Origin of the sequence: Croceibacterium atlanticum (assembly GCF_001008165.2) — a bacterium.
GTDB lineage: Bacteria > Pseudomonadota > Alphaproteobacteria > Sphingomonadales > Sphingomonadaceae > Croceibacterium_C > Croceibacterium_C atlanticum.
The window spans coordinates 2,587,246-2,602,679 of the sequence record NZ_CP011452.2 but is presented as its reverse complement, the minus strand read 5'-3'; the positions used below and the strand labels follow the sequence as shown (position 1 = coordinate 2,602,679).

General features: G+C 61.5%; 13 protein-coding genes. 1 reads left to right on the top strand and 12 read right to left on the bottom strand.

Features of this window, described 5'->3' with window-relative positions; all coding sequences use genetic code 11:
* Positions 1 to 6: 6 nt before the first annotated feature.
* The 4 genes from WYH_RS12345 to WYH_RS12330 all read right to left on the bottom strand — a co-directional run bounded on the left by WYH_RS12345 (position 7) and on the right by WYH_RS12330 (position 4,449).
* Positions 7 to 1,011, bottom strand: coding sequence for an HlyD family secretion protein (locus WYH_RS12345; RefSeq protein ID WP_046904070.1), 1,005 nt, complete (start codon positions 1,009 to 1,011; stop codon positions 7 to 9).
* Positions 1,008 to 1,625: a TetR/AcrR family transcriptional regulator gene (locus WYH_RS12340; protein ID WP_053833567.1), complete on the bottom strand. Its 618-nt coding sequence runs from the start codon at positions 1,623 to 1,625 to the stop codon at positions 1,008 to 1,010. The genes WYH_RS12345 and WYH_RS12340 overlap by 4 nt, the downstream gene beginning before the upstream one ends.
* Before the next feature lie 157 nt (positions 1,626 to 1,782).
* Positions 1,783 to 3,516 (bottom strand): cytochrome c/FTR1 family iron permease, encoded by a 1,734-nt coding sequence (locus WYH_RS12335; protein WP_244877916.1) that lies wholly within the window; start codon positions 3,514 to 3,516, stop codon positions 1,783 to 1,785.
* Positions 3,517 to 3,831: 315 nt separating this feature from the next.
* Positions 3,832 to 4,449: a cation efflux transmembrane domain-containing protein gene (locus WYH_RS12330; protein WP_010240550.1), complete on the bottom strand. Its 618-nt coding sequence runs from the start codon at positions 4,447 to 4,449 to the stop codon at positions 3,832 to 3,834.
* 75 nt (positions 4,450 to 4,524) lie between these two features.
* Between WYH_RS12330 and WYH_RS16595 the strand changes: the two genes are divergently transcribed.
* Complete coding sequence (locus WYH_RS16595; RefSeq protein WP_082347972.1) at positions 4,525 to 4,923, top strand: MerR family transcriptional regulator; 399 nt, start codon at positions 4,525 to 4,527, stop codon at positions 4,921 to 4,923.
* Between the two features lie 137 nt (positions 4,924 to 5,060).
* Here WYH_RS16595 and WYH_RS12320 read toward each other — a convergent pair whose 3' ends face one another.
* The 8 genes from WYH_RS12320 to WYH_RS12285 all read right to left on the bottom strand — a co-directional run bounded on the left by WYH_RS12320 (position 5,061) and on the right by WYH_RS12285 (position 15,422).
* Positions 5,061 to 6,455, bottom strand: a complete 1,395-nt coding sequence (locus tag WYH_RS12320) for an aldehyde dehydrogenase family protein (protein ID WP_046904067.1) — start codon at positions 6,453 to 6,455, stop codon at positions 5,061 to 5,063.
* Positions 6,452 to 8,092, bottom strand: a complete 1,641-nt coding sequence (locus WYH_RS12315) for an acetolactate synthase large subunit (RefSeq protein ID WP_046904066.1) — start codon at positions 8,090 to 8,092, stop codon at positions 6,452 to 6,454. Before WYH_RS12315 ends, WYH_RS12320 begins: the two co-directional genes overlap by 4 nt.
* A 91-nt stretch (positions 8,093 to 8,183) precedes the next feature.
* Positions 8,184 to 8,672, bottom strand: a complete 489-nt coding sequence (locus tag WYH_RS12310) for a cation diffusion facilitator family transporter (protein WP_263435099.1) — start codon at positions 8,670 to 8,672, stop codon at positions 8,184 to 8,186.
* 15 nt (positions 8,673 to 8,687) lie between these two features.
* Entirely contained in the window at positions 8,688 to 9,317 is a 630-nt protein-coding gene (locus tag WYH_RS12305; protein WP_008603820.1) for a cation diffusion facilitator family transporter, read from the bottom strand.
* Positions 9,314 to 9,685 carry a SpoIIAA family protein gene (locus WYH_RS12300; protein WP_046904065.1) on the bottom strand — a complete coding sequence of 124 codons (372 nt, stop codon included), beginning with the start codon at positions 9,683 to 9,685 and terminating at the stop codon, positions 9,314 to 9,316. Before WYH_RS12300 ends, WYH_RS12305 begins: the two co-directional genes overlap by 4 nt.
* A 22-nt stretch (positions 9,686 to 9,707) precedes the next feature.
* Positions 9,708 to 12,971 carry an efflux RND transporter permease subunit gene (locus tag WYH_RS12295; protein ID WP_156320201.1) on the bottom strand — a complete coding sequence of 1,088 codons (3,264 nt, stop codon included), beginning with the start codon at positions 12,969 to 12,971 and terminating at the stop codon, positions 9,708 to 9,710.
* Between the two features lie 37 nt (positions 12,972 to 13,008).
* The gene (locus WYH_RS12290; protein ID WP_046904063.1) at positions 13,009 to 14,157 is read right to left on the bottom strand and encodes an efflux RND transporter periplasmic adaptor subunit; all 1,149 of its coding nucleotides are present in this window, start codon (positions 14,155 to 14,157) and stop codon (positions 13,009 to 13,011) included.
* Between the two features lie 11 nt (positions 14,158 to 14,168).
* The gene (locus WYH_RS12285) at positions 14,169 to 15,422 is read right to left on the bottom strand and encodes a TolC family protein (protein WP_046904062.1); all 1,254 of its coding nucleotides are present in this window, start codon (positions 15,420 to 15,422) and stop codon (positions 14,169 to 14,171) included.
* Positions 15,423 to 15,434 lie beyond the last annotated feature (12 nt).

Here is a 15,434-nt window from a genome sequence, read left to right as displayed (position 1 = left end):
CACCCGTCAACGCCCGCGGGCGACGGGACGGACGATCACGGAGACCGGCATGCCCTGCTTCAGGATTCCGTCTTGATCTTCGGTACGCACACGCACCCGGTAGACAAGGCTGGTGCGTTGTTCGCGGGTCTCAACGGACTTGGGTGTAAACTCGGCTGTCGGTGAGATGTAGGCAATGCGGCCGGGAAATTCGCGGCCAGCCTCGGTCAACACTGTCGCGGGGGTACCGATCTCGACGCGCTCGAGGTCGGGTTCCTCGATATAGGCCCGGATCCACATGGGCGAGGTGTGTGCGAGTGTGAATACGGTTTCGCCCGGCCCCACGATGGCTCCAGCCTCGCGTGCGCGCGTCAGGATGATCCCGTCAGCGGGCGCGTAAAGGTTCGCGTCTACTAGGCGTTGCCGGGCGAGTGCAGCGGCAGCTCGCTCGGCTCCAAGCGCCGCGCGTCCTTGCCGGATTTCTTCGCGTCGGGGTCCCTCGCGGACAAGCGAGAGTTCTTCGAGTGCCGCCTGCCGCTGAGCGGCCGCGCGATCGCGCTGAGAGCGCGCCTCGTCCCGGGTCTGCCGTGAGGCAAAGCCCTTCCCGGCGAGGTGTTCGACCCTGTCCAGGGTTGCCTGGGCAACGCTCAGCGCGGACTCCGCTTCTGCAACCCGCGCTCTCGCCCGCTCGATCTCCTCCGGCCTGCTGCCCGATTCGAGAGCGGCGAGCGCTGCGGAGCGTTGGCTGGCATGCGCTTCGGCAAGCGCGATCTCGTTCTTATAATCCTGAGGTTCAAGCGAGGCCAAAAGATCGCCAGCTTCAACCCTATCTCCCTCATCGAACGCCAATCGGTCGATCCTGCCTGGAACCTTGAACGCCAGATTGACCTGACGAATATCGACATTTCCATTGAGTACCAGATGACCTTCTCGCTCATGCCGATCAGGCTGCATCAGCCAGATTGTCGCTGCCGAAGCGGCTAGCAATACGAGCAGGCCAATGCCGATGTAGACCTTCTGTTTGGATCTCATGATTCGCCTCCGGTCCTAGCGGCACTAGGTTCCAGCAGGCCCAGGAGTTCGAACTCGGTGCAATGCCCTGCCAGCGACACGCTCGGTGCGTTCGGCGCGACAAAAACGGCGTAGTGCATTGCCCGCTCGATCATTCCGACAAGAAGCCAAGCAATGAGTCGCGCCGGGAGATTCTTCACCAGGCCGAGCTGTTGGGCATCTTCGAGATACCGCGCGAGCGCGTCAGCACCTTGCTCGAAATGTCGATTGATATGAGCGCGCTGCTCGGGCGGAAGCGCATAGGCCTCACGCAAGACCAGCCTGGTCAGAATATCATGCTTGCGGCCATACCGAATGATGGTCATCCAGATCTCCTCAACCTCGGCTGATAGATGCTCTCCAGTTTGCAGCCGCTTGCCGGGATGGCGGGCAATGGTCTCCTCAATCAGTCCTGCAAAGAATTCATCGATAAGCGCGACAAACAGCGATGGCTTGTTTTCAAAATGCAGGTAAAAGGTCCCCTGCGCTACGCCCGCATTCGCGACGATGTCGGCGACGCGGGTCGCCGTAAATCCGTGCTGAGTGAACAGCCAGGCCGCGGCAGATTTCAATTTTCCGGCGATATCATCGGCCATTTGAACACCTCGATATGACTGACGCATCAGTCAGCGAGATATTACAGATCGGCAGGGTTCCTTTTCGGCCGAACTCTATGCTTGCTCTGAAACGTGGGATGTTCCTTCGCAGACCCGCCCCGCGTCCGGACCGAGGAGACTACGTAACCGGGACCGCTCATCCCTTAACGTTTGCCGGTGGCGAATTGGAAGAAGCCCGGCTTGCGCGAAATCCGGCAATCAGGGCCAGCAGCGTGAGCAATTGCGCGCCGATCGTCTCGACAGTCGGGAAGAAGCCGAGTTCGGCGAGGCGCGGCAAGTCGGCGATGAAAGTGGCGGAAAGAACTCCGGCCTCCTGGAAAGCGCCCACGCCCTTGCCCGCGAGAATGACCGCAAGGATCGCAATCAGGATAGCACTGTAGCGGAAGAACTGGGTGATCGGCAGTTTGCGGCTGTAGCGCAGCATGGCCCATGCAATGAGCGCCAGCAGGGCGACTGCCGACAAGGCGCCCGCCAGTATCACGCTGCTGCTCTGCGGATTCCATAGGGCGGCGTAGAACAGAATTGTCTCGAAGGCTTCGCGATAGACGACCACGAACGCAAGACCGAAGAGAAACCATGCCGATCCGCGCGAAAGCGCCTTGCCCATTTTTTCCTGGATATAGCGCCGCCATTCCTCGGCCTGAGATTTGCCATGCATCCAGATCCCGACCGATACGAGAATGACAGCCGCAAGCAGCGCGCCGATCCCTTCGGTCATCTCGCGGCTCGCACCGCTGATGCTCACAAAGTAGGTTGCCAGGACCCAGGTGGCGACACCTGCAAGAAGAGCAGCGATCCACCCGCCATGGACATAGGGCAGTACCTCGAAGCGGTGCGACTTTTTCACAAAGGCGATCATGGCGATCACAACCAGAAGTGCTTCGATCCCCTCGCGCAGCAGGATGGTGAACGCCCCGAGAAAGGTCGAGATTTCGCTGGCCGCCTCAGGAGCCAACGCTTCCTCGGCTCTTGCCAGCAGACTATCGATGCGAGCCCTTAGTTGCTGTAGTTCGGATGGATTCGCACCGGACTCTATTCCGGCCCGGAATTGCCCGAGCGCCTGTTCTACCTCCCGCATCAAACCGCCATCGCGCGTTGCCAGGAGGGCCTCCAGGGGTTCAAACCCGTCGAGATAGGCAGACAGGGCAAGCTGCCGCGCTTCCTCTCGGTTGCCAGCCCGATAAGCTGACAGGCTGCGATCGAGCGTATCGCGAACGAAGGCGAGCGAACCTGCGTCATTTGCCTGTCCCACCGCATCGGGATTGGCGCGAAGATAGGCCATGACGGCGAGCGCACGGTCCTCGCCGATCTGCTCGGCCAGACTTTCCGGTGTGAGCGCGGCGAGCGTCTCGAGATCGGGGACAAGCTGGCGTATGCCATCATCTTCCCGCCAAATACGCTCGCCCTTGGCCACATCTTCAAAAGCAATGCTGCCGGCATGGAATGCAAGCGCCCAGCGATCCTCGTCGGACAGCGATGCGAAGCTGGCCATGGACGTTCCTTCCAGCCCTTGCGTGATGACCTGGTAAAGCCCGAACGCACTGCGCTGCCGCGCCCGGTCGATATCGGTGAAGTCGATCGGCGGGGGATCAAGTGCCTGCATTGCGGCCGGTGGCGCACTTCCGGCGGCGCCGTGACACGAGGCGCAGTTCTGCGCGAAGAGAGTGCGGGCGCGGTCAAGGTCGGGCGCTTGCGAAGGGGCAAGCGGAACCGGGTAGGCTGTCAGCAACGAGGCTGCCAGCGCGCGCGCTAAGCGCCCAACTCGCTCGGCGGGTTCCTTATTGGCGATCAGAGCTCGCAGCTGGTCCGATCGGCGGATGAGTGCTTGATTGTCTTTAGTATCCGGCAATGCAGCGATCTGCCGCGCCACGACATCGGAAAACTCCACCATTTCGCGATATTCGAATTCGTCGGCAACACGTCCCTCGGAAACGGCGGAGGCGTAGTCGACCGCGATATAATCGAGCAGACGCCAGGTGGTTCGCACGTCGGGTTCTTCCGCGTTCGCGGTGACGGACAGACACAGCGCAAGCGCCAGCAGAATGAGCCGCAGTGCCGGATGGACGGTGGCGGAGACGATGCGATGCATGAGGGGTCTCTATATCTGTTGCAATTAATTCGCAATAGCAGGGTGTAGACGGAAATGTATTTCCTCCAACCCCCGATCGCGGGGATATTCTGGAGTTTAGGTAGAGCGCAGTTCGCCACGGGCCTGTTTGGAGACTTCGGCACTTCCCCACACCGCCAGTCCTGCCATGATGCTCGCCACAACCAGATCGGGCCACGCACGGCCGGTGCCGAAAACGCCAATCGCTGCCGCCAGCACGGCGATATTACCGATCGCGTCGTTGCGCGAACAGATCCACACCGAGCGCATGTTCGCATCGCCCGAGCGATACCGGAACAGCATCGCGGCGACGGCGAGATTTACCGCCAGAGCAAGAGAACCGATGGCGCCCATCGTTCCCGGGTCGGGCGACGCCCCGACAAAGAAACCCCAGATGGCCGAGCCGAGCACCCACAGGCCGAAAGCCAGCATGGTCGCCGCCTTTACGAGAGCCGCACGCGCGCGCCAGACGAGCGCCATCCCCGCTACACCGAGACTGATAGCATAGTTTGCCGCATCACCGAGAAAGTCGAGCGCGTCGGCCTGCAAGGCGCGCGAATCCGCAGCAATGCCTGCCACGATCTCCACGCCGAACATGATTGCATTAAGGCCCAGTGCGATCCACAGAATGCGCCGCCATGTCGGATCGTTGTTGTTTGCACCGGCCTCATCGGGGCCGCAGCAGGTCTTTCCCATTTACTCGACTCCTTGCGTCAATCCGCCCTATGCACCTTGTAGTAACTACAAGGTCAAGCGACAGGAGCCTTTGTCATGAGAATTGGTCAACTTGCCCGGATAACCGGCGTCAAATCCGAAACAATCCGCTTCTACGAGCGTGAGGGTATCCTCGCTGCCCCTCCACGCACGCAGGCCAATTATCGCGATTATGGACCAGCAGAGGAAGCGCGCCTTAACTTCATACGGCGCGCGCGTGATCTCGGCTTCTCCATGGCACGCATCAGGGAATTGCTCGATCTCTCCGATGATGCCGACCGGTCCTGCGCGGGCATCGACGCTCTGGCCAGAAGCCATCTCGGCGAGGTCGAGCGCAAGATCGCGAGCCTGGAGGCGTTGCGGACGGAACTTGGGCGTATGATCGCTGCCTGCGAGCAAGACACTGTAGGCGATTGCCGCATCATCGATGCACTTGCGGGTACCGCCGAGCCTTGATGTCCGCGCCTCGTGCGCCAGTTCGGTCAGGCTCGCCAATGCACGGCTTTTGTCGGCCGCCCATAAGAGACTTAACTTCGGGAAAGGCCGACGAGTGCGAAGCTGCCCGTGTCGCCATCCCGGGTCTGTCGAACGGGCTATGATGCCGCCGCAGGCCAGTTCCAGACGGCCATTTTTTCAATGCTCATATCCGCCATAGTGTAGGGGATCCCGCCGACGCCAAGCCCGGAGCGGCGCAGCCCTGCAAAAGGCATCCAGTCCACGCGGAATGCCGTATGGTCGTTCACCATCACAGCCGATCCCGCCAGAGACTGTATGCAATGATTGGCGATTGACAGCCGATCGCTGAATACAGCGGCCTGAAAGGCGTAAGGCAGGGCATTGGCCTGCTCGATAGCCAGGTCGATATCGTCATAGCCATACACGCAGATCACGGGGCCGAAGATTTCTTCCTGGGATACCTTGGCACTTTCGGGAGGATCGACAATGACGGTCGGGGAGAAAAGAGTGTCACTCAGACGGCTTCCCCCGCACACCAGGGTGCCGCCTGCTGCAATGGCTTCATCGACCCAGCGTTCGACGCGGTCGACTTCCTCCGTCCGGATCAAGGGGCCGCATTGGGTTTTAGCATCGGCGGGATCGCCCACGACCAGCTTTTCGGCAGCTCGCCCTAGGTCATTGGCGAAGTCTTTCAATTCTGCAGTAGGGACGTACACGCGCTGCACGGAAACGCAGACCTGACCCGAATGATAGAACCCGCCTTTGAGCAACGAGGCGATCACTGCTGCGCGCTCCACGCCGCTGTCCACGATTACCGGCGCCGCGCCGCCGTGCTCGAGAGCAATGCGGGTTCCCGGCGCCAGCTTCGAGCGGAGCATCCAGCCAATTTTCGCAGAACCGATGAATGAGAAGAACTCCGTGCGCGGATCGGTTACCATTCTTTCGGCAATATCGTTGCCGCAAGGTGCGAACCGGCACCAGGCCTCGGGCAGGCCGGCTTCATGAAGAATGCTCACGAAGCTCTGGCATGACAGAGGCGTTTCCAGCGCAGGCTTGATGAGAACGGGGCACCCGGCTGCTACCGCCGGTCCAACCTGATGGACGATCAGGTTGAGCGGGTGATTGAATGCCGAGATCGCCACGACAGGACCGATCGGTTCGCGGAAGGTATAGGCCGTCCTTCCCGCACCCGCTTCTGTCAGGTCCATCGGAATTTCATGGCCGCCGCCCTCACTCAGCGCCTGAACGCACAAGTCGACGCTGTTGATCGCGCGACCGGCTTCCACCCGCGCATCGACCAGCGGTTTGCCGCCCTCCCTGACGATCTGGAGAGCCAGATCCTCGGCTCGTTCGCGCATGATATCCGCAGCCCGCCGGAGGATGGCGACACGCTCGTGCACGGCAAGCCAGCCATGGCGGTCGCGGTGGAGCAACTGCGCTTCATTCAGCCATTCATCGATTTGAGCCCAGTCGACAAGCGCTACTTCTGCAATCGGCGAGCGGTCGAAGGGATTGTGAACGATCGTTTTCATAGCTCGCACACCTTTGCGCCGAGTTCGTCGATCAGCACCTTCTTGTTTTCGGAATAATCGACGGGCAGGTCGACAAGGTGCACGCCGCCAGCCTCGAATGCGGCGTTCAGGACCGAAACCAGATCCGCGCTTCGCTCGACACGGTGGCCGGTCGCTCCATAGCTTTGTGCATAGGTGACAAAGTCGGGATTGGAAAAGGTCAGGCCGTAGTCCGGAAAACCGAGCTGGTCCTGCTTCCAGCGGATCATGCCGTATGCCGCATCGTTCAAGACGAGTACGACGAGGTTCAGGCCCAGCCTGACGGCCGTTTCCAGCTCCTGCGAGTTCATCATGAACCCGCCATCACCGCATACCGCGAGAACTCTTTGCCCGGGAGACAGCATCGCCGCCACCATGGCCGACGGAAGGCCCGCGCCCATCGTCGCCAATGCATTGTCGAGAAGGATGGTGCCCGGTTCATTCGCAATGTAGTTTCTGGCGAACCAGATCTTGTAGATGCCGTTGTCGAGCGCAACGATATCATCGCGCGCCATTACGCTGCGTACGTCGGCAACCACGCGCTGGGGGACCATCGGAAAACGTTCGTCGTCGCTGGTTTCGGAGATGTGCGAAGCAATCTCGCGATGCAGCGCGGTATAATAGCCGCGGTCGCATTGGAGCTTGCCATCCAAACGGCTTCCGAGGCGCTCGACCGATCCGGCGATGTCGCCGATGACCTCGAGCTGCGGGAAGTAGACCTGATCGACTTCGGCCGCCTTGTAATTGATATGGATGACGGTCTGCCCGCCCGGCTCCATGAAGAAGGGCGGCTTTTCAACCACATCGTGACCGATATTGACGATCAGATCGGCCTTTTCGATCGCGCAGTGAACATAATCTCCCGACGATAGTGCTGCGGTGCCCAGATAGAGCTCGCTATCTTCATCGACCACGCCTTTGCCCATCTGGGTGTCAAAGAAGGGAAAGCCCGTATCGGATACGAATTTGCGCAACGCCTTCGAAGCGCAGCGGCGGTTCGCTCCGGCTCCGATCAGTAGCAGAGGTCTCTGTGCAGCGAGGATACGTCTCGCTGCCTCATCTAGAGCGGCGTCACCCGCTACGGCATAGCGCCTGTCATGCGGCGGTATGACAGGTTCGACCGTTTGCTCTTCAGCAATGTCTTCGGGCAGCTCGAGCAGCACAGCGCCCGGCCTTTCTTCCTGCGCCAGGCGAAATCCCTCGCGAACGAGCGACGGGATGCGGTTGCCGTTCACAATCTGGGTCGATGCCTTGCACAGCGGGGTGAACAGGGAAACGACGTCGACAATCTGGAACTGGGCCTGTTTCGAGGTCTTGATCGGTTTCTGCCCGGTAATGATCACGAGCGGGAAGGCTCCGAGCGCGGCATAGGCCGCCGGTGTGGTCAGGTTCGTGGCACCTGGCCCGAGTGTTGCCAGGCACACACCTGCCTTGCCGGTCAGGCGGCCATAAGTTGCCGCCATGAAGCCAGCGCCCTGTTCGTGACGGGCCAGAACCAGCGTGATGGTGGAAGTTCGCAGCGATTCCAGAAGATCCAGGTTCTCTTCGCCTGGAACGGCGAAAACATACTCGACACCCTCTGCCTCGAGCGCGGCGACCATAAGATCGGAAGCTTTCATTCGTCGGTCCTCATTTACGAGTTGCAGGGCGGTTCATGCCGTGCGCTACCAAACTGCTTGCTTGCAGCGGCCGACCTGATCGCCGCGCTTGTCAATGGTCGTGATCATGGTCTTGGCATTGGTTCTTTTCGACCTGATGGCCCGGGACCATAACCGGATCACAGTTGGCAGCGAGGCAGGCTTCGAACGTTGCATGGGTGATGGCGTGCCGCGTCTCGAGCATACCGCGAGCCCGCGCCTTCACATCCTCGAAAGCCTGCAACGAAGATTCGGCAGGAACGACATGCGCCTCAAGCGCGCGATAATGCTCGCTGATGCTCCAGACTTGGACGTGATGGACGTCGGCCACGCCTTCTGCGTCACGCAGGTCGCTCACAATGCGATCGAACTCGCTTTCGTCCGGCACCGCGCCCATCAAGAGACGCACCGTGCGAGGCAACAAAGTAACGCCCTGCCAGATCACAAAGTCACCAATGACCACCGTGATGGTCAGATCGGCGATATAAAGTTCGTATCGCAGAATGAGCACGCCAGCCACGATCACACCGGCCGAAGCCAGCGCATCGGACACATTGTGCAGGAAGATCGAATAGGGTCAATTCCTCTTCTCGCCGTGTTTGGTTCCCGCATCGTCGTGGCTATCCATGTGAGCGTCGCGCAGAATCTCGATGCCGCCATAGAGAGCGATGCAAGCTACCGCGATGCCCACAACGAGGTCGGGCCAGTTGGTTCCGGTCAGCATCACAATGATGCCGGCGATAATGATCCCGCCATTAGAGATAAAGTCGTTGAAGCTGAAGGTGGTCGCCGCCCGCATATTGACGTCCTTGTTCTCCATCTTCTGCAGCAGGCGCAGGCAATAGAGATTGACCATCCCCGCGATGAACGCCATCGCCATCATCAATATCCCGCCCGGATCGGACCCTTCCACAAACCGTCGGTAAGCATCGAAGATAACCCCAGCAGAGAAGATCAGCAGCATGATGCCGGAGAAACGTGCGGCCCCGCGTTTCCAGGTCCGTGAGCGGGTCAGCGCGAGCAGGCTGAGCGCATAAACGATGGCATCGGATGAATTATCGAGGCCGTTCGCCAACAGCGCATTAGAATCGGCAAAATACCCGACCGCGAAAAAGCCGATCGCGATGGCCACGTTAAGCCACAGGACAACCCACAGGGTCTTGCGCTTTTCAGGCGACCCGACATCGACCTCATGTCCGCCACTCATGCTGCGTCCTCCTCGGTTTGTACCCAGCTTTCCGCATGACTACGCTGTGTTGGCCGGAAGAACTTCATTTCGGTGCGGAAGAGTGAGGATGACAATTTCGTGCCCCACTCTTCCCATTCGCTGTCGCCGATTATGGCGATCCGGCCGAAACAATCCTTATGCCGGATGTCGAACTTGAGATCGCGCCAGAGACCTCCGAAGTTCCAACCCGAAAAGTCAGGCGCGAGCTCGATCACCATCGGGACGGTACCGGCCTCGCGCTCTGCGATATGTTCGAATTGGGGAACAAAGCGGTCATAGGCTTCATCCCCCTGCCTGCCTCCGGCACGTATCCAGAGCAGTCCGTTCTTTTCCTTCAGTGCCAGCACCGTATTTTCCTTTCCCGATCGGTCATGCGATGTCCTTCAGCTCGCGCTGCTCATCGCTTGTCAAATTGCGCCGCAGCCGCTCCCACCAGCGCTGTCGCCAGGTCCGGTCATCTTCTCTGGTCCCGAAAACCAGCTTCAAGACTGCGGGCAAGACGAAGAGGGTGAGCGCGGTGGCCGTGATCAATCCTCCGATGACGACTGTCGCCAAGGGACGCTGCACTTCCGCGCCGGTCCCGGTCGCAATGGCCATCGGCACGAAGCCGAGCGATGCGACGAGCGCGGTCATGAGAACCGGCCTCAGGCGCGCCAGTCCACCATCGACGATCGCATCATCGAGCGCCATGCCCTTGTCGAGCCGCTGACGGATCGCAGTCACCATCACAAGGCCATTCAAGGTCGCCACGCCCGACAGGGCGATAAAGCCTACCGCCGCAGATACCGAGAATGGCATCCCGCGCAGAGCCAAGGAGAATATTCCGCCTGCCAGGGCCAACGGGATCGCGCTGAATACGGCGAGCGCCGGCACCCAGCCCCCAACCGCCATGTAAAGCAGCAGGAGAATGACCGCGAACGCGATGGGAATGACTATCTGAAGTCTTTCCTGAGCGGCTTGGAGGTTCTGGTATTGCCCGCCCCACTCGATAAACGCGGCAGCGGGCAGTTCGACCTGCGCCGCGACCCTTTCCTGGGCCTCTTCTACAAAAGACCCGAGGTCGCGTTCTCGCACGTTGGACGAGACGATCACCAGTCTGCGTCCCTGTTCCCGGCGAACCTCCGCGAGACCATCCACCACACGGAACTCGGCAACCGAGCGTAGCGGTATGGTTGCCCCGTTCGGGAGCAGCACCGGCAAAGCACCCAACTGGTCGAAATCGTCGCGGGTCGCGTCCGACAACCGCACAACCACATCGAAGCGGCGATCGCCTTCGAAAACGAGGCCCGCAGGCCGACCGCCCAGTGCGATCGCCACCGATTGCGCAACGTCTTCGACCTTCAGCCCGTAACGGGCAATCGCTGGCCGATCGAAGGCAATATCGAGGGTGGGGAACCCGGTCACTTGCTGGACCTTGACGTCCGCGGCGCCGTCGACATTGCGCAGCGCGCCCGCAACCTCGTTCGCCGCCGAGGTCATGGCGCTGAGATCGTCTCCGTAGATCTTGACGGCAACATCTCCGCGAACGCCTGCGATCAATTCGTTGAACCGCAATTCGATCGGTTGGCTGAACTCGTAAAGGTTGCCGACGAGACTGCTGAGGGCGCTCTCCATTTGCGCGACCAACTCGTCCTTGGCGAGGTCGGGATCGGGCCATTCCTCACGGGGTTTGAGGATCACGTACGCATCGGAAGCGTTCGGCGGCATCGGGTCACTGGCCACTTCCGCCGTGCCCGTCCGCGAAAAGACGAGCTCGACCTGCTCAAACTGCTCGAGCCGGTCCTCGACCCGCCTTTGCATCGCGAGCGAACGTTCGAGCGATGTCGAAGGAATACGCAGCGATTGCACGGCGATGTCGCGCTCGTCCAATTGCGGTGTGAACTCGCTCCCGAGGAAGCTGAACACGAAGGCCGCAAAGGCGAAGATGCCGACGCCCATGCCGATGACCGGCCAAGGGCGGGTGATCGCCCTGCGGACCAGCGGTCCGTATCGCTCCTTGGCGATCCGGATCGGCTTGACCTCCTTTTCCGTCAGCTTCTTGTTGAGCAGGATGGCGATCATTGCCGGGACGAAGGTCAGCGACAACACGAACGCCGAGGCGAGCGCGAGCATGACCGTGATCGCCATGGGCGAGAAGGTTTTGCCTTCGACCCCGGTAAAGGTCAGAAGCGGTGCGAAGACGAGAAGAATGATCGCCTGCCCGTACACAGTCGGCTTGATCATTTCCTGCGCGGCAAGCCGCGTTTCCGTCAGCCTCTCGCCCAGTGTGAGAAGTCGCCCTTCGTGTTCCTGTCGGGCCGCGAGCCTCGCGACGCTGTTCTCGACGATGATGACTGCACCATCGACGATCAAGCCGAAGTCCAGCGCACCCAGGCTCATGAGGTTGCCCGAAACGCCGAGCCGGTTCATTCCGATCGATGCCATCAGCATGGAAAAAGGAATGACCAGCGCCGCGATGATCGCTGCCCGGATATTTCCCAACAGCAAGAACAGGATTGCGATCACCAGAAGCGCGCCTTCAACGAGGTTCTTCTCGACGGTCGCGATCGTGGCATCGACCAGCGAAGACCGGTTGTAGACGATCTCCGCGACAATTCCTTCCGGCAGGGAGCTGCGAACTTCCTCGAGCCGTTCGGCCGCCTGGGCCGAAACGGTGCGGCTGTTCTCGCCCGCGCGCATGAGCACGGTACCCACGACTGCTTCATCGCCATTCAGCGACGCCGCGCCCGTTCGCAGGTCGCCACCGATGCTGACCGTGGCAATGTCGCCTACGCGAATGGGGACCCCCTCGCGGGTGGAAACGACCGCCTGCTCGATATCCTCGACACTGCCGAGGCGCGCATCGACCCGGGCGAGGAGCGCTTCACCGGCCCGCTCGACGAAATTGGCGCCTTCGGCGAGGTTGGCCGCTTCCAGCGCGGTAATCACTTCGTCGAACGACAAACCGTATCCGGTCATTCGCGCGGGATCGGGTTGAACGAGGTATTGCTTTTCGAAGCCGCCGATCGAGTCGACACCTGCCACACCGTCGACCGACCGCATGAGGGGTGCAACCACCCAGTCCTGGATGGTTCGCAGATAGGCAGCCTTGGCAACATCGCTGTCGAGCCGGTCGCCACGTTCGGTCACAAAACTCCCGTCGGACTGCCAACCGACCGCTCCGCCCCGCGGTGCTTCCTTGCCGTCCGGAAACTCGTACTCGATGGTATACATGAGCACTTCGCCCAAGCCGGTCGAGATGGGTCCCATCACCGGTTCGGCACCCTCGGGTAGGGAGGCGCTTATGGGCGTCAGCCGTTCGTTGACCTGCTGACGCGCGAAATAGATGTCGGTCCCTTCCTCGAAAATTGCGGTCACCTGGCTGAACCCGTTGCGCGATATCGAGCGGGTCATCTCCAGACCCTCGATACCGGCAAGCCCGGTTTCAACGGGATAGGTGACCTGCGTCTCGACTTGCGAGGGCGACAAGGCTGGTGCCTCGGTGTTGATCTGCACCTGTACGTTGGTGATATCGGGCACGGCATCGATGGGCAGGCGGAGCAAATTCACCACGCCATAGATTGCCACACCGAGCGTCAGCACGACCATCGCCCAGCGAAAGCGCACGGCGACGTCGAGGATCATGCCGATCAGGCCATGGTGGTGGGAGCGATCCGCGTCCTGCATGTGATCAGTGTCCATGCTCGGCCTCCTCCTTCTCGAGTTCAGCCTTCAGCAAAAAGGCATTGGTGGTGGCGATCCGCCACTGCGCTTCGAGACCGGACTCGATGACCACCCGTCCTCCCGAACGCGCACCGGTGACCACCGGACGGGCTTGAAACCCGCGGCGCGTGCGAACGAAGACCACTTCTGCGCCATCGATTGTCTGGACGGCACTTTCCGGCACCGACATGCGGCCTGTATCGACCTCACCCGAAGGGCGGATACGTGCCTGCAGGAAGGCCCCGGGCTGCAGGCCGGGAATCGGCCTTGCCAGCGACAGGACCGCCGTAGCGCTGCGGCTTTCGGGATCGAGCGAGGGAGTGACAGACCGCACGCGCGCACCCACTTCCCGGTTGTCCGCGATTTCCAGCGTCGCCTCGTCGCCAGGCTGGATGCGGCTTGCTTCAGCCGACGGGAGGGCAACCTCGACCTGCATGCCGTTCGGATTCACGACCTGATAGAGTTCTTCCCCGGCATCGACGAAGGAACCGAGAACGATAGGCGCCGAGGTCACTCTGCCCGCGAGCGGGCTCGTAACCGCAAGGGAGCGCCCGTCGCCGCTAACGCCCGCCGCGGAGACTGCCGCCTGGGCGCGCGCAAGTTCCGACTGGGCGACCTGCAGATTTGCTCGCGCGGCCTCGAGATCCTGCCGTGCGGTGACATTGGCCTCGAACAGGCGGCGCTCCCGATCGTAGGCAGCGGACAGTTCGTTGACCCTCGCGCGTGCTGCGCTCAACTGCGCTGCGAGAGCAGCCGCGTCGGCGCTCTCGATGCGGGCAATCGTCTCGCCCTGCCTCACGTAATCGCCCAGCGTTTTGCCGACACTGCGGACCACGCCCGCCGCGCGGGCATCGATGCGGGCACTTGCCGTCGGGCTTGCCGCGACGGTGGCCGGGAAGACCAGCTCGACCGCCGATCCCTGGCCGACGGTTTCAACCACTATCTGGGACGCTTCAATTTGTTCGGCGCCAAGCAGGACAAGGCCTTCGGGAAGCTCGACCTCCTCACTCGTCTCCTCGGCGTTTTGGTCAGCTTTGTTATCGGGCCACAGCATGAGCGCCGCGACTACAAAGAGAATGGCAAGGCCGATCACGACGGCCAGACGTTTACGGTTCATCGGGAAATACCTCATTGTGCACCGAGCCAGATCAGTGTCGCCGCCAGGCGACCACGATCTTCCTGAGCTTGAATCAAAGCTTCACGGATGGTGTCGCGTGCTTCGGCCGCAGCCAGAACTTCGATCAGCGGAAACCTGCCGTTGCGGTAGCCAATCCGAACGAGGCGCAAGGCTTCTTCGGCTTGGGGTAAGGACGTCTCCGCGAGGGTCTCGACCCGCGCTTCGGCTGCCAGAAATTGTCCGCGGGCCTGCGTGACCTCGAGTTCGAAATCGGTGCGGGCAATTGCTTCCCGCGCCGTCGCGGCGCGAAGCCGCGCTTCGGCAGCGGCGATGTTTCCCTGGTTGCGATTACGGAATGGAAGCGGGATCGAAACCCCCACGAGAAACGCCTGGTCTCTACTTTCCTCGAACCGTCGGATTCCGGCGGATATTGCCGGATCCGGAATGCCTAAAGAGCGTTCCCGGGCGATCGCGGCATCCGCGGCCTCGCGTTCGGCACGGGCGACCTGAAGACGTAAGGCCGAAGGTGACGCGAGCAGCGTCGCCGGAGGTTCGATCTCGGGGAACACCGAAGGCACGTCCGTAGCAGGTGTTGCCTCGCCCCAAAGCGCGGCGAGCGCGTTCCTCGCCGTACTGTCGGCAGCCAGGGCCGCTTCAAGCTCCGCGAGCGCCTCCGCAAGTGCCGCTTCGGCACGAAGCGAGCGCAGGGGAGGCTCCCGCCCAACATCGACCAGTACGCCTGCGATCCTGGCAAGCTCGCGATTGCGCTCGACTATGTCGCGCGCGAGTTCCAATCGGGCTGCCGCAGCGACGGCTTCGACATAGCGTTCGCGCACCGATCGCCCGAGCTGAGCAACCGAGAGCGCTCCTGAAAGGGTCGCGACGCGCGCTTCCGCTTGGGCGGCGCGGACGCGCGCTCCTTGTTTGCCGCCCAATTCGAGCCGCTGGCTCAGGGACAAAGTGTACTCGGTGGCCTGCAATCCCGAAAATGCGCCGCTTCCGGCAATGTTTTCGGCTTCGAGAGCAATTTCGGGGTTGGGCCGCAGCCGCGCCTGGTCGACCAGGGCCCGCGCCGCGTCGGCTTCGGCCCGCGGTCCGATCAGGCGCGGATTTTCTGGGGGCTCATCTGCGCTGTCGACGATGCCCGCACGAGCGAGCGCAGCTTCGAGCGTCAGAAGCTCACGCTCCTGCGCCGCCACGGTCGTGGCTTGAGCGGCGAGGAACAGCCCTCCAAGGAGGACCCCTCGCCAATGAATGGCTGACATTTTTCGAAAATT

Bases quoted from the DNA above. Each gene is read 5' to 3' on its own strand.
- WYH_RS12330 (WP_010240550.1), bottom strand. From the start codon at position 4,449: ATGGGAAAGACCTGCTGCGGCCCCGATGAGGCCGGTGCAAACAACAAC.
- WYH_RS12345 (WP_046904070.1), bottom strand. From the start codon at position 1,011: ATGAGATCCAAACAGAAGGTCTACATCGGCATTGGCCTGCTCGTATTG.
- WYH_RS12315 (WP_046904066.1), bottom strand. From the start codon at position 8,092: ATGAAAGCTTCCGATCTTATGGTCGCCGCGCTCGAGGCAGAGGGTGTC.
- WYH_RS16595 (WP_082347972.1), top strand. From the start codon at position 4,525: ATGAGAATTGGTCAACTTGCCCGGATAACCGGCGTCAAATCCGAAACA.
- WYH_RS12320 (WP_046904067.1), bottom strand. From the start codon at position 6,455: ATGAAAACGATCGTTCACAATCCCTTCGACCGCTCGCCGATTGCAGAA.
- WYH_RS12340 (WP_053833567.1), bottom strand. From the start codon at position 1,625: ATGGCCGATGATATCGCCGGAAAATTGAAATCTGCCGCGGCCTGGCTG.
- WYH_RS12285 (WP_046904062.1), bottom strand. From the start codon at position 15,422: ATGTCAGCCATTCATTGGCGAGGGGTCCTCCTTGGAGGGCTGTTCCTC.
- WYH_RS12290 (WP_046904063.1), bottom strand. From the start codon at position 14,157: ATGAACCGTAAACGTCTGGCCGTCGTGATCGGCCTTGCCATTCTCTTT.
- WYH_RS12305 (WP_008603820.1), bottom strand. From the start codon at position 9,317: ATGAGTGGCGGACATGAGGTCGATGTCGGGTCGCCTGAAAAGCGCAAG.